The organism is Thioclava sp. ISO4 (assembly GCF_058105145.1).
The window spans coordinates 2,192,559-2,211,492 of sequence record NZ_CM176571.1; the positions used below are offsets into that span (position 1 = coordinate 2,192,559).

The 18,934-nt window shown below is 65.4% G+C and carries 20 protein-coding genes; 6 read left to right on the forward strand and 14 right to left on the reverse strand.

The features are described from left to right. Positions 1-49: 49 nt before the first annotated feature. Genes AC2TZ7_RS10820 through AC2TZ7_RS10830 form a run of 3 tightly spaced genes read left to right on the forward strand, consistent with a single transcriptional unit; the run spans position 50 to position 3,027 of the window. Entirely contained in the window at positions 50-637 is a 588-nt protein-coding gene (locus tag AC2TZ7_RS10820; RefSeq protein WP_489864215.1) for a TRAP transporter small permease, read from the forward strand. Beyond that, entirely contained in the window at positions 637-1,926 is a 1,290-nt protein-coding gene (locus AC2TZ7_RS10825) for a TRAP transporter large permease (RefSeq protein WP_489864216.1), read from the forward strand. The genes AC2TZ7_RS10820 and AC2TZ7_RS10825 overlap by 1 nt, the downstream gene beginning before the upstream one ends. A 30-nt stretch (positions 1,927-1,956) precedes the next feature. After that, complete coding sequence (locus tag AC2TZ7_RS10830) at positions 1,957-3,027, forward strand: TRAP transporter substrate-binding protein (protein ID WP_489864217.1); 1,071 nt, start codon at positions 1,957-1,959, stop codon at positions 3,025-3,027. Positions 3,028-3,106: 79 nt separating this feature from the next. On the opposite strand, the gene AC2TZ7_RS10835 is transcribed toward AC2TZ7_RS10830, so the two are convergent. The 7 genes from AC2TZ7_RS10835 to AC2TZ7_RS10865 form a co-directional block, all read right to left on the reverse strand. Further along, on the reverse strand, positions 3,107-3,343 hold the full coding sequence (locus AC2TZ7_RS10835) for a thioredoxin family protein (RefSeq protein WP_078546966.1): 237 nt from the start codon (positions 3,341-3,343) through the stop codon (positions 3,107-3,109). Positions 3,344-3,354: 11 nt separating this feature from the next. Then, complete coding sequence (locus tag AC2TZ7_RS10840; protein WP_489864218.1) at positions 3,355-4,416, reverse strand: permease; 1,062 nt, start codon at positions 4,414-4,416, stop codon at positions 3,355-3,357. Next, positions 4,413-4,703 (reverse strand): ArsR/SmtB family transcription factor, encoded by a 291-nt coding sequence (locus AC2TZ7_RS10845; protein ID WP_078570415.1) that lies wholly within the window; start codon positions 4,701-4,703, stop codon positions 4,413-4,415. Before AC2TZ7_RS10845 ends, AC2TZ7_RS10840 begins: the two co-directional genes overlap by 4 nt. A gap of 253 nt (positions 4,704-4,956) precedes the next feature. Further along, positions 4,957-5,727 carry an SDR family NAD(P)-dependent oxidoreductase gene (locus tag AC2TZ7_RS10850; RefSeq protein WP_489864219.1) on the reverse strand — a complete coding sequence of 257 codons (771 nt, stop codon included), beginning with the start codon at positions 5,725-5,727 and terminating at the stop codon, positions 4,957-4,959. Continuing rightward, complete coding sequence (locus AC2TZ7_RS10855; RefSeq protein WP_489864220.1) at positions 5,724-6,662, reverse strand: SDR family oxidoreductase; 939 nt, start codon at positions 6,660-6,662, stop codon at positions 5,724-5,726. Before AC2TZ7_RS10855 ends, AC2TZ7_RS10850 begins: the two co-directional genes overlap by 4 nt. Beyond that, complete coding sequence (locus tag AC2TZ7_RS10860; protein WP_489864221.1) at positions 6,659-7,561, reverse strand: bile acid:sodium symporter family protein; 903 nt, start codon at positions 7,559-7,561, stop codon at positions 6,659-6,661. The genes AC2TZ7_RS10855 and AC2TZ7_RS10860 overlap by 4 nt, the downstream gene beginning before the upstream one ends. Beyond that, positions 7,558-8,877, reverse strand: a complete 1,320-nt coding sequence (locus AC2TZ7_RS10865) for a flavin-containing monooxygenase (protein WP_489864222.1) — start codon at positions 8,875-8,877, stop codon at positions 7,558-7,560. Before AC2TZ7_RS10865 ends, AC2TZ7_RS10860 begins: the two co-directional genes overlap by 4 nt. Before the next feature lie 64 nt (positions 8,878-8,941). On the opposite strand from AC2TZ7_RS10865, the gene AC2TZ7_RS10870 reads away from it, so the two are divergent. Both AC2TZ7_RS10870 and AC2TZ7_RS10875 read left to right on the forward strand, forming a co-directional pair. Then, the gene (locus AC2TZ7_RS10870; RefSeq protein ID WP_489864223.1) at positions 8,942-9,607 is read left to right on the forward strand and encodes a TetR/AcrR family transcriptional regulator; all 666 of its coding nucleotides are present in this window, start codon (positions 8,942-8,944) and stop codon (positions 9,605-9,607) included. 4 nt (positions 9,608-9,611) lie between these two features. Beyond that, positions 9,612-10,352, forward strand: coding sequence for a sulfite exporter TauE/SafE family protein (locus AC2TZ7_RS10875; protein WP_489864224.1), 741 nt, complete (start codon positions 9,612-9,614; stop codon positions 10,350-10,352). A gap of 21 nt (positions 10,353-10,373) precedes the next feature. On the opposite strand, the gene AC2TZ7_RS10880 is transcribed toward AC2TZ7_RS10875, so the two are convergent. From AC2TZ7_RS10880 to AC2TZ7_RS10910, 7 genes are all read right to left on the reverse strand, one after another. Continuing rightward, positions 10,374-11,450: a site-2 protease family protein gene (locus tag AC2TZ7_RS10880; protein WP_489864225.1), complete on the reverse strand. Its 1,077-nt coding sequence runs from the start codon at positions 11,448-11,450 to the stop codon at positions 10,374-10,376. 151 nt (positions 11,451-11,601) lie between these two features. After that, the gene (locus AC2TZ7_RS10885) at positions 11,602-12,363 is read right to left on the reverse strand and encodes an enoyl-CoA hydratase/isomerase family protein (protein ID WP_489864226.1); all 762 of its coding nucleotides are present in this window, start codon (positions 12,361-12,363) and stop codon (positions 11,602-11,604) included. Continuing rightward, a complete protein-coding gene (locus AC2TZ7_RS10890) occupies positions 12,360-13,664 on the reverse strand; it encodes a phenylacetate--CoA ligase family protein (protein ID WP_489864227.1) in 1,305 nt (434 codons plus the stop codon). Before AC2TZ7_RS10890 ends, AC2TZ7_RS10885 begins: the two co-directional genes overlap by 4 nt. After that, complete coding sequence (locus tag AC2TZ7_RS10895) at positions 13,661-14,299, reverse strand: TetR/AcrR family transcriptional regulator (protein ID WP_489864228.1); 639 nt, start codon at positions 14,297-14,299, stop codon at positions 13,661-13,663. Before AC2TZ7_RS10895 ends, AC2TZ7_RS10890 begins: the two co-directional genes overlap by 4 nt. Before the next feature lie 137 nt (positions 14,300-14,436). Continuing rightward, positions 14,437-15,426: an MBL fold metallo-hydrolase gene (locus AC2TZ7_RS10900; protein WP_489864229.1), complete on the reverse strand. Its 990-nt coding sequence runs from the start codon at positions 15,424-15,426 to the stop codon at positions 14,437-14,439. A gap of 64 nt (positions 15,427-15,490) precedes the next feature. Continuing rightward, positions 15,491-16,414: a histone deacetylase family protein gene (locus tag AC2TZ7_RS10905; RefSeq protein ID WP_489864230.1), complete on the reverse strand. Its 924-nt coding sequence runs from the start codon at positions 16,412-16,414 to the stop codon at positions 15,491-15,493. 188 nt (positions 16,415-16,602) lie between these two features. Beyond that, the gene (locus tag AC2TZ7_RS10910) at positions 16,603-16,908 is read right to left on the reverse strand and encodes a hypothetical protein (RefSeq protein ID WP_489864231.1); all 306 of its coding nucleotides are present in this window, start codon (positions 16,906-16,908) and stop codon (positions 16,603-16,605) included. A 242-nt stretch (positions 16,909-17,150) separates the two neighbouring features. Here AC2TZ7_RS10910 and AC2TZ7_RS10915 point away from each other — a divergent pair, with 242 nt between their 5' ends. After that, positions 17,151-18,884 carry an AMP-binding protein gene (locus AC2TZ7_RS10915; RefSeq protein ID WP_489864232.1) on the forward strand — a complete coding sequence of 578 codons (1,734 nt, stop codon included), beginning with the start codon at positions 17,151-17,153 and terminating at the stop codon, positions 18,882-18,884. Positions 18,885-18,934: the final 50 nt, after the last annotated feature.

The window sequence follows — 18,934 nt, forward strand, 5'->3', positions numbered from 1 at the left end:
GGAGCGTGGCGCCGGGCCTTCAAGGGATCGCGAGGGAGGAAACGCGCGCATGACCCTGCTGACAATTCTGGCCAGACCGCTGGTCCGGCTGAACGACATACTGCTCGCCATCGGTCGGTGGGCGGGTGTTTTCGCCGTGGCGGCGATGGTCATCGCGATCCTGATCCAGATCTGGTTCCGCTATGTGCTCAACAGTGCGCTGCCCTGGCCCGATGAGGCGGCACGGTTCTGCATGTTGTGGATGGCGGGGCTGATGGCGCCCTCGGCGTTTCGCTCGGGCGGCTTCGTGGCGATCGACATGCTGGCGGTGATGCTGCCGAAGCTGGTGGGGCGCACACTGACGCTGGTGCTTTGGGTGTTCTCGCTGCTGGTCTCGGTCGCGGCACTGAAACTCGGCTGGGCCGGGATCACCGGCTTTGGCGGGAAATTCGCGACCGCCTCGCTCTGGGTGCCGGAAAATCTGGCCCTCGACGCTTGGATCCGCGTGCCGCGCAGCTGGATGATGGCCTCGCTCGTGGTGGGCTTCGCGCTTCTGGTGCTGGTCAATATCGAGCTGATCCTGCGCAATCTGCTGGCCTTCCGCACGGGGGACGATCCTCTGCCGCCGGTCTGGTCCGTGGCCGGAGGGGCCGAGTGATGCTGGTCTGGTTCCTGCCCCTTTTCCTCGTCCTGATCCTGATCGGCTTCCCGATCTTCTTCGCGCTTCTGGCAGCGCCGGGCGCGATGCTGCTCCTGAACGGGCAAGAGCGCGATTTCGCGCTGCTTTACCGCAATCTTTACAACGGGATGGACAGCTTTCCGCTGCTCGCGATCCCGTTCTTCATGCTCGCGGGCGAGATGATGAATTCGGGCGGCATCACGCGCCGTCTCGTGGAGTTCTCGGAAGCGATGATGGGCCATCTGCGCGGCGGGCTCGCGCATGTGAACGTCCTGTCCTCGATGCTGTTCGCCGGGCTTTCGGGCTCGGCGGTGGCCGACACATCGGCACTGGGCTCGATGCTGATTCCGGCGATGGAGCAGCAGGGCTACACGCGCAAATTCGCAGCCGCCATCACCGCGGCCAGTTCGGTGATCGGCCCGATCATCCCGCCCTCAGGGATCATGATCATCTACGCCTATGTCATGGGCCAGTCGGTTGCGGCGCTGTTTCTCGCGGGGATCGTGCCGGGGGCGCTCGTCGGTATCGGGCTGATGCTGATGGTCAAGTTCATGGCCAACAAGCATGGCTTCCCGCCTGCCTCGAAGAAACATACATGGCCCGAGCGGGGGCAGGCGAGCTTGCGCGCTTTCTTCCCGCTGATGACGCCGGTGATCATCCTTGGCGGTATTCTGGGCGGTGTCTTCACGCCCACCGAGGCCGCCGCGATCGCCGTGGCCTATGCGCTGATCGTCGGTCTCTTCATCCTGCGCACGCTGCGCTGGAGCGACCTGCCGCATATCCTGATGCGGGCGGGGCTGACCTCCTCGGTGGTGCTGCTGCTCGTGGGTGCGGCGATGGCGTTCAAGACGGTGGTGAGCCTGTCGCACGCCCCCGAGGCGCTGGCGGAGTTCATCCTCGGCCTGTCGCAGAACCCGCTGATCCTGCTGTTCCTGATCAACATCCTTCTGTTCATCGTGGGCATGTTCCTCGACGCAGGCCCCGCGATCATCGTGCTGGGGCCGATCCTCGCGCCGATCTTCACCGGGCTCGGCGTCGATCCGATCCATTTCGCGATCATCATGAGCGTGAACCTGACCGTGGGCCTCGCGACGCCGCCGATGGGGCTGGTGCTGTTCGTCGCCGCCGCCGTGTCGAAGGAGCGGGTCGAGACCATCGCCCGCGCGATCCTGCCCTTCCTTGCGGTCGAAGTGGCCGTGATCTTCCTGATCACCTATTTCCCCGCGATTTCGATGACCATCCCCCGCCTGACGGGGTTCGCCAACTAAGACAAGACTGAAGCATATAGGGAGGAAACGATGCTCAGAACTTTTGTGAAATCGCTTGCGCTGGGGGCCGTGCTGGCCTCGGGGCTCGGCATGGCCGCGCAGGCTCAGGACAATACGATCACGCTGCGCGCGGTCGCCAACTCCAACACCAATGACGAGGATTACGACGGTCTCGTCGTGTTCAAGAACTATGTCGAGAATGCCTCCAACGGGAAGATCAAGGTCGACCTTTTCATCGGCACGCAGCTCTGCTCGAACGGGGCGGAGTGCCTGCAGGGCATCGCGGATGGCTCGCTCGATATCTACATCTCGACCTCGGGCGGCGCGGCTGGGATCTTCCCTTACGTGCAGGTGCTCGACCTGCCGTATCTGATGCCGAACGACCGGGTCGCCGAAGAAGTGCTGACCCATACCGCTTTCACCTCCGAACTGCGCAAGATGGCGCTCGCCGATAGCGACAACATGATCCGCCTGATGACGATCGGAAACACTGGCGGCTGGCGCAACTTCGCCAATACCAAGAAGACGGTGAAGACGCCTGCCGATCTGAAGGGCATGAAGATCCGCACCATCGTCGCCGACCTGCCGCAGGAGTTGGTGAAGGCGATGGGCGCGTCGCCGACCCCGATCCCGTGGCCGGAACTGTTCACCGCGCTGCAGACCGGCGTCGTGGACGGCACCAAGAACGGCATCACCGACATCATGAACATGAAATTCCCCGAGGCCGGGCTGAAGCATGTGACGCTCGACGGGCATGCCTACATGGCGGCGCTGTGGTGGATGAACAACCAGAAGTTCAAGGAGATGTCGCCCGACATGCAGCGTGTGATCGTGGATGGGTTCGCGGCGCTCCAGCAGGCGACTTTCGCCTCGCCCAAGCGCAAATCCATCGCCGCCTATGAGGAGTTCAAGAAGGACGGCGGCGAGATCTACGTGCCCACGCCCGAGCAGAAGCAGGCGTTTCAGGATGCGGCGAAGCCGGTCTATGGCTGGTTCAAGGACAACGTCCAGAACGGTGGCGAAGTGTTCGACGACCTGCAATCTGCGGTCGATCAGGCCTCGAAGACCGTCGATGCGGAACGCGCGAGCGAGCTGAACTGAGCCTTGGCGCTTTGAAATGCGAGACCCCGCGCCACCCGGCGCGGGGTCTTCTTTTTAGCTAACTTTCGGTGGGGGCCGCTCAGGCCGACAGCCAGCCTTCGAGCTTGCCGCTGTCGGGCAGGCCGCCCGTGTGGACCAGCTTCCCGTCGACCGAGACACCCGGGGTCGACATCACGCCCGCCATGGCGATGGCGCGGGGATCGGTCACCTTCTCGACCGAGACCTCGATGCCGAGCTTGGCGGCCGCTTCCTTGACCATCTCCTCGGTCTTTTCGCAGCGCTTGCAGCCGGGGCCGTAAACCTTGACGTCCTTCATCTCTTTTCTCCTTAGAACAATGCGTTGAACAGGAAGCCGACGGCGAGGATGCCGCTGGCGACGACCCCGATGAACACCGCGATCAGGCGCAGTTTCAGGACCTGACGCAGGATGATCATCTCGGGCATGGAGAGCGCGATCACCGACATCATGAAGGCCAGAACCGTGCCGAGCGCCGCGCCCTTGCCCAGAAGCGCCTCGACGATCGGGATGACGCCGGCGGCGTTGGTGTACATCGGCACGCCCATCAGCACGGCTGCCGGCACCGACCACCACGTGCCCGAGCCCATGATGCGCACCATCAGGTCCTGCGGCACATAGCCGTGGATCAGCGCGCCCATGGCAATCCCGATGATGATCCAGATCCAGACCTTGGCGAAGATCTCGCGCACGGCCTCGAGGCCCAGGCGATAGCGGTCGGTCATGCTCAGATCGTCGCTCTCGACCGCGCCCGGCGTGGTCGCGCCGGAATGGATGTCGCGCACCCAGTCCTGCAGCCAACCCTCGACATGGAGCCTACCGATCACCCAGCCCGCGACGATCGCGATGGCGAGGCCGAAGGCGAGATAGACCAGCGCCACGGACCAGCCGACGAGGCCGACCAGCAGGATCAGCGCCACTTCGTTGACCATCGGGGCGGCGATCAGGAAAGAGAAAGTGACGCCCAGCGGGATGCCCGCGGAGACGAAGCCGATGAACAGCGGCACCGCCGAGCAGGAGCAGAACGGGGTCAAGACGCCCAAGCCCGCCGCCATCACGTTGCCGACGCCCTCGCGCTTGCCCGAGAGAAGCGCGCGGGTCTTTTCCGGGCTGAAGAAGCTGCGCACGACCCCCATCGCGAAGACGATCAGGGTGAGCAGCATCATCACTTTCGGCACGTCGTAGAAGAAGAAGGCCAGCGCCTCGCCGGTATGGGTGTCGCGGGCGACCGGCAGCAGCGAGACGATCCATTCGGAGAGGGCCGGGAGCTGGTGGTAGACCACCCACCAAGCGACGAGGCCTGCCGCGACGACTGCGCTCCATGCCCAGCCGGGCATCCCGCCATGCGGGGTTTCATGCTGCGTCACACTCATGCCGCGGTCCTTTCCGTGTTGGCGCTGGCTTTCATGACCGCGCTCAGGATCTGCTGGATTTCCGGGGAGAGGTCGGGGTTCACCCGATACCGGACCCATTGCGCATCGCGCCGGTCGACCACCAGCCCGGCGGCTTTCAGCACGCCCATATGGCGCGACATGCGCGACTGGGTGGCATCCAGACGCGCCATCAACTCGCAGGCGCAATGCTCGCCCCCATCATGCAAAAGCTGCATCGCCCCCAGCCGGGTGGGTTCGGCAAGTGCGGAAAGAATAGTTACGATCATCGGTGCCTCCATTTCTGAATTCGCATATGCGCATTCGCGCAAATGGAGTCAACGCGCCCGAGGTGGAGCATTCGGTCGCACCCGTCCTCCGGGGTGCGGGAATCTATCGATAAGACTGATCGCATCACGGGCCTCCGACCTTCACGGGATCGGGGCCAGATTAGCGCTGAGGGGACGAGTCGCTTCAATGCGCTCGATCAAATCGGGCGCGATTTTTCGAGATATTTTTGGCGAAAGGTCGCGGTGCCGGTCGTCAGGATTGGCCCTTCGCGATGTTGCGCTCCATCAGCCGTTGGAACAGCCGGGGCGAGGCGCGGTTGATCCACCACGCGAGCCGCGCGACGCGGCCCACCGGGATCATCGGGCGGCCGCGTTTCAGCCCGGCGAGGATCACCTGTGCGGCAGCCTCGGGCGTCATGTAATCCACGCCGTCCGCAGCCGCGCCGGGCCGCGCGATGCCGTCGGATTGCCGCTCGGCGCGGTCGATATTGGTCGCCACGAAGGAGGGGGCTGCGATCTGCACGCGCACGCCATGCGGCGCTTCCTCCGAACGCAATGATTTGAAGAACCCTTCCAGTGCATGTTTCGACGCCGCATAGGCCGTGCGGTGATAGAGCGGCGAAAACCCCGCGACCGAGGAAATCGCCAGATGCGTGCCGTGACTTTCCCGCACGGGTTCGAGGAAATGCCGCGCCATCGCGGTCGCCGCGAAATAGTTGATCTCGAAGACCTTGCGATGCGCCGCTTCGGTCAGCGCGGAGAACGGCCCGATCTGGGTGACGCCTGCGTTATAGATCACCAGATCGATACTGGGGTAACGCGACAGGATGTCTTTGCAGGCGCTGGCAAGCTGATCCGCGTCGGTCAGGTCGCAGGCGATGGCCTCTTCGTTCGGCTTGGCTGTGAGCCCGGAGATCTCCCGGTCGAGCAGCACGACCTGCCAGCCCTCGGAGCGCAGCCCCGCCGAGAGCGCCTGCCCAAGCCCCCCGGCGCCGCCCGAGATCACCGCGACGTGCGCGCTCATAGTCCGGCCTCGCGGGCCCAGAGATCGAAGACCTCGGCGCTGGTCAGCTCGGGCGTGTAGCCGAACACCTCCTTCAGCGCGTCATTCGCCAGAACGGGGCGGTATTGCAGGAAGCGCACTTGCTCGGGCCCGTAGCGGCTCAGCCCCAGCGGATGGGCGAGGGCCAGCGCGGCCTTGATGCCAAGCGCGGGCAGGCGGCGCACGGGTTTGTCCAGACGTCGTGCGAGATCCGTCACCCCGAGCGCGCCGTCGCCCGCTACGTTGAAGATGCCCGGCGGCCCATCGGTCGCGGCGCGGATCAGGATGCGCGCGAGATCGCGGGTCCAGATGAAGACGAAGGGGCTCTCGCAGCCCCTCAGTGCGAGCAGACGCGGCTTGCGGAAAAGCGCGGTGATCTGGTTGTCGGTGCCCTTGCCCAGAACCGTGCCGACCCGCAGCACGACTTGCTCGAGGGCAGGGTGGGCGGTGCGCGCCTCGGCCAGCATCTCCTCGACCTGCCGCTTGTGATCGGCATAAGCGAACTCGGGATTGCCACGCACCGGATCGCTTTCACGTAGCGGCACGGGATTGTCGGCGTGATAGCCATAGGCCGCGCCCGACGAAGTCACGACGAGCCGCCGTACTCCCGTGCTCAGCGCCGCATCCAGCACCTTGCGCGTGCCCTCCACATCGACCCGGTAGGCCAACTCGCGCCCCATGCCGGGGCCGGGGGTCACGATGGAGGCGAGATGGACGATCACCTCGGGGCGCTCCCGCGCGATGACTTTGCCGGGGGCGTCGGTGGTCACGTCCATCGCCACGAAGCGCACGCCCTCGGGGAGCGTATCGGGGGCCGCGAGATCGGTCGCGATGACCTCATGGCCGCTCTCAGACAGTTCGGCGGTGAGTACGCGGCCTATCATGCCGCCCGCACCAGTGATCAGGATCCGGGTCATCGCGCGGCCTCCTTTCGTCTCATGATTGTCGAGATCGCGAATCCCGCGATGATGTGCCAGATGCCCCAGAAAGCCGCGACGATCGCCATGCCGCCCAGACCTCCGAAGAAGGCGAAGATCAGCACGAGGCCGAGGCCCGAATTCTGGATGCCGGTCTCGACGGTGATCGCGCGCCGGTCGAAGGGCGACAGCCGCGCAAGCGTCGCGGTGCCATAGCCGCCCGCGAAGGCCAGCGCGTTATGCAGTACCACCATCCCCGCGATCAGCCCGACGAATTGCACGAAATACTGCCAGTTGGCGCTCAGCGAAAGGGCGACGAACGCCACGAAAATCGCCATCGAGATCCATTTCAGCGGATCGCGAAGGCGCGTGGTCAGATCGTAGCGGTAATGGTTCAGCGCGATCCCGGCGATCAGCGGCAGTAGAAGCATGACGCCCACGGTGATCGCTACGCTCACCGGGTCGATATGGGTCTCGTGCAGCAGCGCCCGCGTCGGTTCATAAAGGCTACCCCAGAAGGCGATATTGAGCGGTGTCAGCACGATCGCCGCCACCGTGGCGAAGGCGGTCAGCGAGACCGACAGCGCCGTGTTCCCGCCCGCCCGATGGGTGAAGAAGTTCGAGACATTCCCGCCCGGGCAGGCCGCCACAAGGATCAGCCCCAGCGCAATCGAGGGGCTCGGCTTCAGCGCCAGCACCAGCCCGAAGGTCAGCGCGGGCAGCACCAGAAATTGCGACGTGAACCCCACGATCAGCGCCCAGGGCCTGCGCACCAGCGGGCGGAAATCGCGCGGGGACAGGTCGATCGCGACCGAGAACATGACGATGCCGAGGATCGCATTGAGCAGATGCAGGGCGCCGGGGCTGAAATTCAGCCGGACCGCGTCGAGCCCCGTCATGCCGCCGCCTTCCCGCCGAGCGCCTTGATCCAGCCGGTGACCGCCTTGCGATAGGTCGCCTTGTCCACGTAATAGGCCATCCGCGCGAGCTTGAGATAGGCCATGCCGCCGGTCGCACGCTCGAACCCTTCGGCCTTCTTCGCCTGCAGGCGCTTCGCGGCCTCGGCGCCATCGCGCAGCCCGCGAATGTAGCGCGCCACCATTTCTGCCTGCTCGTGACGGCCCTGCCAGCCAAGCCCGCTCGCCTCGAGCATTCCCAGCACGAAGAGATCATCGCGTTTGGGATGCATCGCGTTCAGGTACAGATGCGGCGCATCGCCCTGCCAGTTCAGCAGCTCCGGCGCGATGAACGGGTAATGCAGCTTGTATCCGGTGGCCGCGAGGATCATGTCATACTCGGCCTGCGTGCCATCCTTGAAATGCACCGTTTTACCGTCCAGCCGTTCGATATCCGGGCGCACTTTCAGATCGCCGTGGCCTGCGTGGAACAGCACCAGCGAGTTCACGATCGGGTGGCTCTCGTAGAGTTTGTAATCGGGCTTGGGAAACCCGTATTTCTGCGGATCGCCCACGAACCATTTCAGCAGCGCGCCGTCGATCTTGCGTTTGAGCCACATCGGCAGCTTGATCGCCCCGCCCAGCGTGTCGGCGGGTTTGCCGAAGACGTATTTCGGCACGAAGTAATAGCCGCGCCGCATCGAGAGATCGCAGCTCTTGCCGTGGTGGATCGCGTCCACCGCGATGTCGCAGCCCGAATTGCCCGCGCCCACGACGAGCACCCGTTTGCCCGCGAATTGCGACGGATCGCGATAGGCCGAGGAATGGATCAGCTCGCCGTCGAACTGGCCGGGGAAGTCCGGCATGTTCGGCTCGGAAAGCGTGCCATTGGCGATCAGAACGCCGGCATAGACCTCCGAATGCTCGCCCTCGCCATCGCGCCAGCTGACCCGCCAACCCTCGCCATCGCCGCCCAGCGGTTCAACCTTCGTCACCTCGGCGCCGAAACGGTAATGGCGGCGAATGTCGAAATGATCGGCGAAATCGCGGAAATACTGCGCCATCTCGCGGTGGCTGGGATATTCCGCCACCTCGTCGCGCATCGGAAAATCGGTGAATTCCGTCATCCGTTTCGAGGAAATCAGATGCGCGCTTTCATACATCGTCGAATGCGCGCCCTCGATATCCCAGAGCCCGCCCACATCGCTGTGCAGCTCGAAGCCCTGATAGTCCACTCCCTGTTCGCCCAGCACCTTGGCTGCGGCCAGACCCATCGGGCCCGCACCGATCAGGGCGAACGTGCCCTTCGTATTTGTCATGTTGCGTCTCCTCCCAGACATTCTTAAATTGAACCATTGTTCAAAATAAGCAAGCCCCGATCTGATGACGAAAAAGACGTCCGAGAAACAAAGGCTTAGAGCGCCGTCGAAGCGCTCTCTCGCGAGTCGTTCACGGATTCTCGATGCGGCGGAAACCGTCTTTGCACGGGACGGATTCGAAGGCGCGAAGGTGCGCGACATCGCCGCGCTGGCCGAAGTGCCGCTGGGTCTGGTGAACCATCACGGGGGCTCGAAAGAGGCGCTGTTTCGCGAAGTGGTGGAGCGGCGCGCCGAAGAGCTGGCGCGTCTGCGTCTCGAGGCGCTTGCGCAGGCGAAGGGGCAGGGGGCGCTTGATCTGACGGCGATCCTCGGCTGTTTCTTCCGGCCCTATCTGGCGAAGGCGGCGGGCAGCGATCCGCAATGGCTGGCCTATGCGCGGCTCGTGGCGATGGTCTCGGCCGATCCGGCCTGGGCGGATATCTCGACCGATCTGTTCGACCCGACCGCGCAGCGGTTCATGGATGAGATCTGCGCGCTGCATCCCAAGGTCAGCCGGGCGGTCGTCGCCGAAGGGTTCGTCTATTCGGTCGCGGCCCTTCTGGCCTTCCTGACCTCGGAATGGCGGATCGCGGCACTGGCCTCGCAGTCCGATGCGCAAGCCTCGATCGAGGGGCTGGTCGCCTTCTGCGCGGCGGGCTGTGCGGCGCGGATCGCGCAGGCCGAGACGTGACCGGATGTTGAGCACAACGACCCTGCTGGTCATCACCGCCGTGTTCTTCTCCGCCTTCCTGCGCGGCATCGCGGGGTTCGGCTTCGCGCTGGCTGCGGTGCCGATCGTCTCGCTGATGGTGCCGCCGATAGAGGCAGTGACGCTGGCGGTGCTGCTGCAGGTCGTGGTCGGGTGCCGCGATCTTTTCACCCTGCATGGGCATGTGCACAAACCCTCGCTCGCGCGGCTGTCGCTGGGCGCGATTGTCGGAACGCCGGTCGGGATTTTCGCGCTCACTGCCGTCAGCGCCGATGCCGCGCGGATGATGATCGCGCTCGCCGTTCTGGCGGGGCTGGCGCTGCTGCTGCGCTACAAGCCTGCGCGCCCGCATCCTCATGGCGGGCTCGCGCTGCTGGCGGGCGTCGCTTCGGGGGCGTTTTCCGGACTGGCGGCGATGCCGGGCCCGCCTGCGGTGGCTTATTATCTGGGCGCGGGCACCACCGCGGTGGAGACGCGGGCCTCTTTGCTTCTGTTCTTCTTCGTGGCCTCGCTGCTGGCGACGCCGGGGTTGATCTGGGCGGGCGCGGTGAATGGCGACGCGCTCTGGCTGACGCTGGTCTCGGTGCCTGCGCTGGCGCTGGGGACATGGGCGGGGACCACGGCCTTCGCGCGGCTCGACAACGCCCAATACCGGACGATCGCCATCGTGGTCATGGCGATTTCGGCGGTGCTGGCGGGCTGGCGGGGGCTGTCGGTCTATCTCTAGGGCAGGGCGCGAGCGCCCGTCTTAGCTGCCGCGGGCGAGGATGAACCACTCGCCGATATTCTCGCGATTGATGAAGCCCACGAAATTGCCGGTCTTGCCGATTACCGCCACGGCCGGAATGCGCCCTTTCGCGAACGCGTCGAGCACATCGTCCATCCCCGTCTTCAGCGACACGACGGGCACATTGTCGAACATGATCTCGGAGACGGGGCGCTGGCGGAACTCGGGGTCGGGCCGGGCCAGCACGCTCTCGCGGGTGACGAAGCCCACGAACTGCCCGTCCGGCGTGAGCACGGGGAACTCCGATTGCGAGCTGTGCAGGATCGCCTGAGCGGCGGTGTCGAGCGTATCGTCGGGCGTCAGCGACACGAAGGAGGTGATGACCGCGTCACGCGCGGCCGAACGATGGGCGAGGCCGCGCATCGCCGCATCCGAGCTTTCCGCCCCGGCCGCGAAGAAGATGAACGCCGCGATCAGCACGAGGATCGGGTTGCCGCTCGTCAGCCCCCAATAGGCGAAGAGCACGGCGATGACCTGCCCGGTCCGCGCCGCGACCTGCGTGGCTTTCACCCGGTCCATGAACAGCGCAAGCACGGCGCGAAACACCCGCCCGCCATCCATCGGGAAGGCCGGGATCAGGTTGAACGCGACGAGAAGCGCGTTCACCAGCGCAAGCCGGCCCCAGAAGCTTTGGCCCGGATTGTCGAGCGATTGCAGGTCGCTCAGCCAGCCGCTGCCGCCAAGAAAGATCGTCAGGATCAGGAAGATCACGACATTGACGGCGGGACCTGCCACCGCGATCAGGATTTCCTGCTTGGGGTTTTCCGGGATCCTCTCCAGCCGCGCCAGACCGCCGATCGGCAGAAGGGTGATGTCGGGGGTGCGCACGCCGAACCGGGCCGCCATCGTCGCATGGCCGAATTCATGCAGCACGACACAGGCGAAGACCGACAGGATGAAGAGCATGTTGATCAGCGCGGCCTGCGGCCCGTCCGCCGCCCAGGCGGAAGCGGTGATCCAGATGATCAGCAGAACGAAGGTGACATGCACCCTGAGAACCGTGCCGCCGATCTTGCCGAGTGAATAGGACCAGCTCATTTCATCCCTCTCTTTCCGCCGTGCGGTTGCCCCGAAAGCGGGGCGCGGCACATGGATGTCCGCCGCCCTCAATCTGACCCTTCGTCCCGGTCACCACAAGGAAGCAATCCCAATAAGTGACGGAGTTTGAAAAAGCTTCTGCCCGCGCAGGTCAGAACTCGGTCACGCGCCGCGTCGTCTCCGGGTCGAGGAACCCCGCGACCGTGGCATCGGTCTCGAGCTGCAGCGCGCGGTGCAGATCCGGCACCGCGGCGTGATTGAGAACGCGTTTCATCGCGCGCACCGACAGGACGGGAAGATCGGCGAGCCGTTCGGCGGTCTGGACGGCCACCGCCATCAGCGCGGCATCGTCGACCACCTTCCAGGCCACGCCGATCTCGCCCATCTCCTGCGCGGAATACCGGTCGCCGAAGATCAGCATCTCGCGCGCCTTGTTCAGCCCGACCAGCGCGGGCAGGAGCGAGGTGACGGCCCCGGTGACGAAGAGGTTCAGCGAGACCTCGGGGAAGAAGCCCTTCGCGCTCTCCGCCCAGATCGGGAAGTCGCAATTGATCGCCCATTCCAAGCCGCCGCCGACGGCCCAGCCGTTGATCGCGCCGACCACCGGCTTCGCGCCCAGCGTAATCGCATGGGTCGCGCGCTGAATCGCGTGCACGATCTCGCGCGCCTCTTCCTCGGTCTCGGGATGGGTATGGGCCTTGCGGTCATCGCCCGCACAAAACGCTTTGCCCGCCCCGGTGAAGATGATCACCTTGGTGGCCGGGTCGGCATTGGCGTCCTCGAAAGCGCGCGCGACATCGACGACCAGCTGCCGGTTCATCGCGTTGAGGCGTTCGGGGCGGTTGAGGGTGATCGTGCGCACGCCCTTGGCGCCAAGCTGGCTCAGGACGGTGTCGTAGCTGAAATGGCTCATTGGAAACTCCGGATGACGCGTTTCGTTTTGCCCTCGGTGCGCGGGAAGCTGTTGGCGGGCAGGAGGGTGACGCTCGCCGTCGCGCCCAGTTTCGACTTGATCCGTTGCTCCACCTTGCGCGCAAGATCGGGCGTGGCGTGCTCGCCTTCCGCCAGTTCCGCGCTGACGGGCAGGGTGTCATAGGGCGGCGGCGTGTCGAGGGTGATGCGATAGTCGCCCGAAAGCTCGGGGATTTCGTTGAGCACGGCGGCGACCATCGAAGGGAACATGTTCAGGCCCCGCACGACCACCATGTCATCGGAGCGCCCGACGACCGAGAAACGGAACCCGGTGCAGCCGCAGGCGCAGGGCTCGGTCTCGCCGATGGTGATGATGTCGCCCGTGCGGAACCGCACCAGCGGCTGGCAGTCGCGCACGAGATGGGTCAGGACCAATTCGCCGCGCGCCCCGGCCTCCAGCGGGATCGGCGCGTCGGTATCGGGGTCGATCAGCTCGGGATGCAGCACGTCGGCGGCCATGAAATGCAGCTTCGTGTCATGCGGACATTCCGCCGCGAAGTTCGAGAAGACATCCGAGACGCCGTAATTCGCGTTGCGCGGCTCCATTCCCCAGGTCTCGCGCAGGCGGTCGCGGAAGGCGGTGTCGTCAAGGCCCGGCTCGCCCCCGAACAAGCCCAGTTTGAGGCCCAGATCGCGTGGCGTCAGTCCGGGGTGTTTCTCGGCGATGACCCGTTCGAGCACGGAAGGGTAGGAAGGCGTGCAGGAAATCGCGGTGATGCCGACCTCGCGGATCGTCTGGATCAGCAACTCGGTCGAGCCGACGCCGAAAGGCACGACCAGCGCGCCCGTCGCCTCCAGCGTCATGTGATCGGTCAGCCCGCCCATCCACATCTGGTAATTGAGGCAATGCACCACCGTGTGCTCGGGCGTCAGCCCTGCAGAGCGGTGACAGCGCCCGCCGACCTCCTGCGTCACCAACGCGTCGCGGGCCGACAGGGCGAGGTTCATCGCCTGACCGGTGGTGCCCGACGTCCGATGCAGGCGGTTGGCGGTGCTGCGCGTGGCGGCGAGGTAGTCGCCGAAGGGCGGATGCTCGGCCTGCGAGATCCGCAGCTGGGATTTGTCGGAGAGCGGCAATTCGGGCAGGTCGCGCAGGTCCTCGGGCGGCATGCGCCCCTGCCAGAGCCTTTGGTAGAAGGCAGAATGCGCGGCGACATGGGCGCGCTGCGCCTGCCAGCGGCGTTCGATCTCGGGCTGCAGCTCCGCGCGGGAGAGGCTCTCGGCGCCGGGAATGGTGGTCATGCCGTCATCCCCCGGTCCCAGAGGAGCGAGAGCGTCTCGAGCACCGCGTCGCGGTCCTGCGATATCTCGATCACGGCCGGGTCCTTCGCCAGCAGAAGGTTGGAGAGGTATTGATCGACCATGCCCCCCAGCGCATAGGCGCGGCGCAGCAATTCGTCGCGCGAGGGTGCCGTCTTGCCCTCCTGCCGCTGCCTGCGTTCCACGGAGGCGACCACCGCCTCGATCCATTCCCGGTTGAGCGTCTGAAACGCCGCCTGCGCCTCGGGGAAGCCGTCGGTCGGGTGGATCAAGCTGCGCATCAACCCGCTATTTTGCTCGAACAGACGGAGATAGGCACGGGTCGCCGCGCGTGGCGCATCATGGCCTTCGCGCTCGCTCGCCGCCCTCATCGCCAGTTGAAGGAAGGCCACGAACCCCCGAAGCAGGCTGTCGAGCAGGGCGTTACGATCCTTGAAGTAAAGGTAAAACGTGCCGTTCGAGACGCCGGCTTCCTTGCAGATCTCCGCGACGGTCAGCCCCTGCGGCCCGCCGTCTTGCAAAACCTTGCAGGCGGCGATTTGCAGCTGGGCGCGGGTGCGCTCTCCCTTCGGGCGTCCGGCGCTGGTCGTGGCTAGATGCTCCGGGAAAGAGAACATGGCGGCGTCCTGCGACGCATTTGCGAGAGAGGGCTTCACGTTCCTGCTCCAAAAATGAAACTGACGTCAGTTTTATATTTAGGGAAAGCGAACCCGTCAACGCTGGCGTGACTCTGCGTTTCGTCGGGGTGGCGTCCTCAGATCCCAGAGGGCGCCAGATAGACCTCGCCGGGGGCAAAGGGGAGGAAGCGCTCCGCCGCGATCCCGGAGGCCGCAAGGCTGCGCCCCAGCAGGGCGGGCGGCTCTTCGCGCGGCTCGTCGGTCAGCTGGAACGTCCCCCAATGACAGCCAAGCGCCTGCGTGGGGCCGATATCGGTGAAGATGCGCACGGCCTCTTCGGGCGCGACATGCTGGGGCTGCATGAACCAGCGCGGCTCATAGGCCCCGATCGGGATCACCGCGATGTCCGGCGCGCCGTGCCGGGCGCGGATATCGCGAAAGAGCGCCCCGTCGCCATAGCCGGTATCGCCAGCGAACCAAATTCGGCTCTGCGGTGTGTCGATCCAGAAACCGCTCCAGAGCGCCATGCGCCGATCCCCGAGACCCCGTGCCGACCAGTGGTTCGCAGGCGTCAGCGTGACGGTGACACCGGGGGCCAGCGCGATGCGGTCGTGCCAATCCCCGGTCTCGATCTGCGCTCCGCGGACCGCCCGTCGCACCGTCGCATCCGTGCCCAGCGGCATCACCATCTTCGGGCGGTGGCGGGCGTGCAGCTTGCGTAGCGTCACGGTGTCGAGATGGTCGTAATGGTTGTGGCTGATCAGAACCGCGTCGATGGGCGGGAGCTTGTCGAAGGCGATACCGGGCGCGGTCACCCGCCGGGGCCCGGCAAAGCGCAGCGGGCTCGCGCGCTCCGACCAGACCGGATCGGTCAGCAGGTTGAGCCCCGCGACCTGAATGAGAACCGAGGCATGGCCGACCATGGTCAGCCGCGCCGTGTCGCTACGCTCCGGCGGCACGCTCGGCTCGATGGGGACATGCTTGGGCCAGCGCGCCCGCTGCCCTTCGCGGTGCCATTTCAGAATGTCGCGTAAGGAGCGGTCGGTAGAGGGCTGGCCATGCGGGTGAAAACGCTCGCCGTCGAAATGGTCGGTGACCGGGCCGGAATAGTAGCGGTTACGTGCCATCTCGTGCCTGCCTTTGTCTTTCGGGGGGGAGCGGACCGGACCCGACCTGTCGCGTCCCGGGATATCAGCGCGCCAAGGCCTCGAGATGGGCGGTGGCCCCCTCTGCAAGCGCGGTCGGGTTATAGCCGCCCTCCAGACAGGAGACGAGGCGCCCGTCGCAACAGCGGCGCGCGACGCCCCGGATCGCATTGGTCAGCCACCAGTAATCGCCCGCGGTCCAGAGCAGCCCGGAGATATCGTCCTCGCGATGCGCGTCGAACCCGGCGGAGACGATGATCAGCTCCGGTTTGAACGCCTCGAGCCGCGCCAGCCCGTCCTCCCACGCCACCTTCATCTCGGAGGCGCCGCTTCCGCTGGCCAGCGGCAGATTGAGCACGTTGTCATGCGCCCCGGTCTCCGAGCGCGCCCCGGTGCCCGGCCAGAGCGATTTGGGCTCCTGATGCGACGAGATGAACAGGCTGCGCGGCTCGTCCCAGAGGATATCCTGCGTGCCATTGCCGTGATGCACGTCGAAATCGAGCACCGCGACGCGCGACAGGCCATGCCGTTCAAGCGCATGCAGTGCCGCAAGCCCGGTATTGCCATAGATGCAGAACCCCATCGCCCGCGTCCGCGTCGCATGGTGCCCCGGCGGGCGGGTCGCGACGAAGACGCGCTTGGCCTCGCCCGACAGGACAAGGTCGACGGCCTGCAAGGCTCCGCCCGCGCCCAGACGGCTCGCACGGCGCGAGCCGGGCGAGACGTGGGTGTCCGAGTCGAGATCGGCATGCTCTTGCCGCGCAAAGACCTCTTCGAGTGCGGCAAGATAGGCCGGATCATGGCCCAGCAGGAGATCTTCGTCACTGGCCTCGCGTGCCTCGATGACGGGCAGCTCGATCTCGTCGATCAGTCCGCGCACCGTCTCCAGCCGCCACGGACGTTCGCGATGATGAGGCCCGGTATCGTGACCGAGGCAATCCGCATGGGTGATCGTGACGAAACTGCTCATGAAGTTCTCCAGAGAAGGGGCGTATCGGGGCTATAGGCGCGAGTCGGACCCCGCCGCACCGTTGCAAGTCCGGTGCTGCCCGTTGCGAAGCTGCGTCAGCCTTGGGGAAATGACAAGCACCCCCGACGGAGGAAACGCGCGTCCGCCGTGACTTTGAAGAGACGTCGCCTAGACGCGGCGCATTGCTGTCAGCAGGGCGGCCCGATAAGAAACACGGGCGGCATCTCGCGCGCGCGGCGCTCTGCCAGCCGTTGTTTCGCGGTGGCCAGCTTGACCTGCGTGACCTCGAGGCGCACCAGCGCCCGGCTGCGCGCGTCATAGAGCCGCCGTATCGGTGAACCGGGATTTCCGATCATTCCCGGACGGCGGTCCGCGCTTGGCGGAAACCAGTCGTTCAAGGCCACAAGCGCGTCTCGCCACGCTCTGTCCGCCTCGATGTAACGCTCGAACGCAAGACGCAAGGCGCGGCGGCGCGTCGTGAGTTCCGGTCGCATTTTCTCTCCTCCCCCAGAAGATTCGACGTCTTTTGATTATAGCAGAAACGCGGCGAGTCGTCAGATTTTGCTGGGCTCCGCGGCGATCACCGTCTCGAACACGGTTTCGCGAGCAGGGCAGGAATTCCTTGTCTCGACGCTTTAGGGTTGCATTAAATGAACCATCGTTCATTTAATATGAGCGCCCCCATGGAGGATCGTTGGCCCGATTTGCCGGCGATGGGGTGTCAGAGGAGGAAATCATGCATAGCGAGACGAACCCGCACCCTGAACTCGGTGTGGCCCCGAAACGCGGTCTGGCCCATGTCGCCGGGCCGACCGATACCCCGCTGATCGAGGACACGATCCCGACCGTGCTCAAGCGCACCGCCGCGCGCTGGCCCGATCGCGAGGCCGCCATCTTTACCTCGGAAGGAATCCGCTGGACCTGGGCGGAGTTCGCGGAACGGGTCGACCGGCTCGCCTCGGGGCTGCTCGCGCTCGGTCTGCGGCATGGCGACCGGCTCGGCATCTGGTCGCCCAACCGCTCGGAATGGCTGCTGACGCAATTCGCGACGGCGCGGATCGGGGTGATCCTCGTGAACATCAACCCGGCCTATCGTCTGCACGAGCTGGAATTCGTGCTGCGCAAGACGGGCTGCCGGGGGCTGGTGCTGGCGGAGACCTTCAAGAGCTCGGATTACCTGTCGATGATCCAGCGCCTGCTGCCGGAACTTGCGAAGAGTGAACCCGGACAGCTGGAAACCATGAAGCTGCCCGATCTGCGCGACATCATCACTCTGGGAGAGACCCAGCATCCCGGGTGCCATCGCTTCTCGGATGTCGAGGCGCTGGGCGAGGCGCAGGACCGTAGCGCGCTCGATCCGATCACCGCACAGCTGGACCCGAACGAGCCGATCAACATCCAGTTCACCTCCGGCACGACCGGGTCGCCGAAAGGCGCGACGCTGACCCATCGCAACATCGTCAACAACGCGCATTTCGTGACCGGCGCGATGTTGGCGACCGAAGCGGACCGCGTCTGCATCCCGGTGCCGTTCTACCACTGTTTCGGCATGGTGATGGGGACGCTGGGCTGCGTCACCAAGGGCGCGACCATTGTCGTCCCCAGCGAAGGCTTCGATCCCCAGAGCGTGCTGGAATGCGTCGCCGCCGAGCGCTGCACCGCGCTTTACGGCGTGCCGACCATGTTCGTCGCGATACTGGAGCATCCCGATTTCGCGAACCACGATCTGTCCTCGCTGCGCACCGGCATCATGGCGGGCGCGCCCTGTCCGATCGAGGTGATGAAGCAGGTGCAGTCGAAGATGCACATGTCCGAAGTGACCATCGCTTACGGCATGACCGAAACGGCGCCGGTGTCCTTCCAGTCGGCCACCGATACGCCTTTGGAAAAACGTGTCTCCTCTGTGGGGCTGGTGCAGCCGCATCTCGAGGTGAAGATCGTGCGCGAGGATGGCTCGCTTGCCAATGTGGGCGAGCAGGGCGAGCTGCTGACGCGCGGCTACTCGGTCATGTGCGGCTATTGGGGCGAGCCCGAGCGCACGGATGAGGCGCTCGATGCCGACGGCTGGATGCATACGGGCGATCTCGCCAGGATCGACAGCGAGGGCTATTGCAACATCACGGGCCGGGTGAAGGACATGATCGTGCGCGGCGGCGAGAACGTCTATCCGCGCGAGGTCGAGGAGTTCCTCTACACCCATCCCGATATCAGTCAGGCGCAGGTCTTCGGCATCCCGGATCACAAGTTCGGCGAGATCGTCGCCGCATGGATCGTGCCGCGCAACGGCGCCGAGCTGACCGAGGACGCTATCCGCGCGTTCTGCCGCGACGAGATCGCGCATTTCAAGGTCCCGGCGGTGATCCGCTTCAAGGACAGCCTGCCGCTGACGGTCTCGGGCAAGCCGCAAAAATTCGTCATGCGCGATGCGATGATCGAGGAGCTGGAACTGGAGGTCGAGGCGACCGCCTGAGCCGTCTCAAGCGTTGCGAGCGTCGCGCGGGGGCTCCGCGCGGCGCTCTC

What these genes read in the sequence shown, in the direction of transcription:
- AC2TZ7_RS10820 (WP_489864215.1), top strand. Translation starts at nt 50, where the DNA reads ATGACCCTGCTGACAATTCTGGCCAGACCGCTGGTCCGGCTGAACGAC.
- AC2TZ7_RS10825 (WP_489864216.1), top strand. Translation starts at nt 637, where the DNA reads ATGCTGGTCTGGTTCCTGCCCCTTTTCCTCGTCCTGATCCTGATCGGC.
- AC2TZ7_RS10830 (WP_489864217.1), top strand. Translation starts at nt 1,957, where the DNA reads ATGCTCAGAACTTTTGTGAAATCGCTTGCGCTGGGGGCCGTGCTGGCC.
- AC2TZ7_RS10835 (WP_078546966.1), bottom strand. Translation starts at nt 3,343, where the DNA reads ATGAAGGACGTCAAGGTTTACGGCCCCGGCTGCAAGCGCTGCGAAAAG.
- AC2TZ7_RS10840 (WP_489864218.1), bottom strand. Translation starts at nt 4,416, where the DNA reads ATGAGTGTGACGCAGCATGAAACCCCGCATGGCGGGATGCCCGGCTGG.
- AC2TZ7_RS10845 (WP_078570415.1), bottom strand. Translation starts at nt 4,703, where the DNA reads ATGATCGTAACTATTCTTTCCGCACTTGCCGAACCCACCCGGCTGGGG.
- AC2TZ7_RS10850 (WP_489864219.1), bottom strand. Translation starts at nt 5,727, where the DNA reads ATGAGCGCGCACGTCGCGGTGATCTCGGGCGGCGCCGGGGGGCTTGGG.
- AC2TZ7_RS10855 (WP_489864220.1), bottom strand. Translation starts at nt 6,662, where the DNA reads ATGACCCGGATCCTGATCACTGGTGCGGGCGGCATGATAGGCCGCGTA.
- AC2TZ7_RS10860 (WP_489864221.1), bottom strand. Translation starts at nt 7,561, where the DNA reads ATGACGGGGCTCGACGCGGTCCGGCTGAATTTCAGCCCCGGCGCCCTG.
- AC2TZ7_RS10865 (WP_489864222.1), bottom strand. Translation starts at nt 8,877, where the DNA reads ATGACAAATACGAAGGGCACGTTCGCCCTGATCGGTGCGGGCCCGATG.
- AC2TZ7_RS10870 (WP_489864223.1), top strand. Translation starts at nt 8,942, where the DNA reads ATGACGAAAAAGACGTCCGAGAAACAAAGGCTTAGAGCGCCGTCGAAG.
- AC2TZ7_RS10875 (WP_489864224.1), top strand. Translation starts at nt 9,612, where the DNA reads ATGTTGAGCACAACGACCCTGCTGGTCATCACCGCCGTGTTCTTCTCC.
- AC2TZ7_RS10880 (WP_489864225.1), bottom strand. Translation starts at nt 11,450, where the DNA reads ATGAGCTGGTCCTATTCACTCGGCAAGATCGGCGGCACGGTTCTCAGG.
- AC2TZ7_RS10885 (WP_489864226.1), bottom strand. Translation starts at nt 12,363, where the DNA reads ATGAGCCATTTCAGCTACGACACCGTCCTGAGCCAGCTTGGCGCCAAG.
- AC2TZ7_RS10890 (WP_489864227.1), bottom strand. Translation starts at nt 13,664, where the DNA reads ATGACCACCATTCCCGGCGCCGAGAGCCTCTCCCGCGCGGAGCTGCAG.
- AC2TZ7_RS10895 (WP_489864228.1), bottom strand. Translation starts at nt 14,299, where the DNA reads ATGTTCTCTTTCCCGGAGCATCTAGCCACGACCAGCGCCGGACGCCCG.
- AC2TZ7_RS10900 (WP_489864229.1), bottom strand. Translation starts at nt 15,426, where the DNA reads ATGGCACGTAACCGCTACTATTCCGGCCCGGTCACCGACCATTTCGAC.
- AC2TZ7_RS10905 (WP_489864230.1), bottom strand. Translation starts at nt 16,414, where the DNA reads ATGAGCAGTTTCGTCACGATCACCCATGCGGATTGCCTCGGTCACGAT.
- AC2TZ7_RS10910 (WP_489864231.1), bottom strand. Translation starts at nt 16,908, where the DNA reads ATGCGACCGGAACTCACGACGCGCCGCCGCGCCTTGCGTCTTGCGTTC.
- AC2TZ7_RS10915 (WP_489864232.1), top strand. Translation starts at nt 17,151, where the DNA reads ATGCATAGCGAGACGAACCCGCACCCTGAACTCGGTGTGGCCCCGAAA.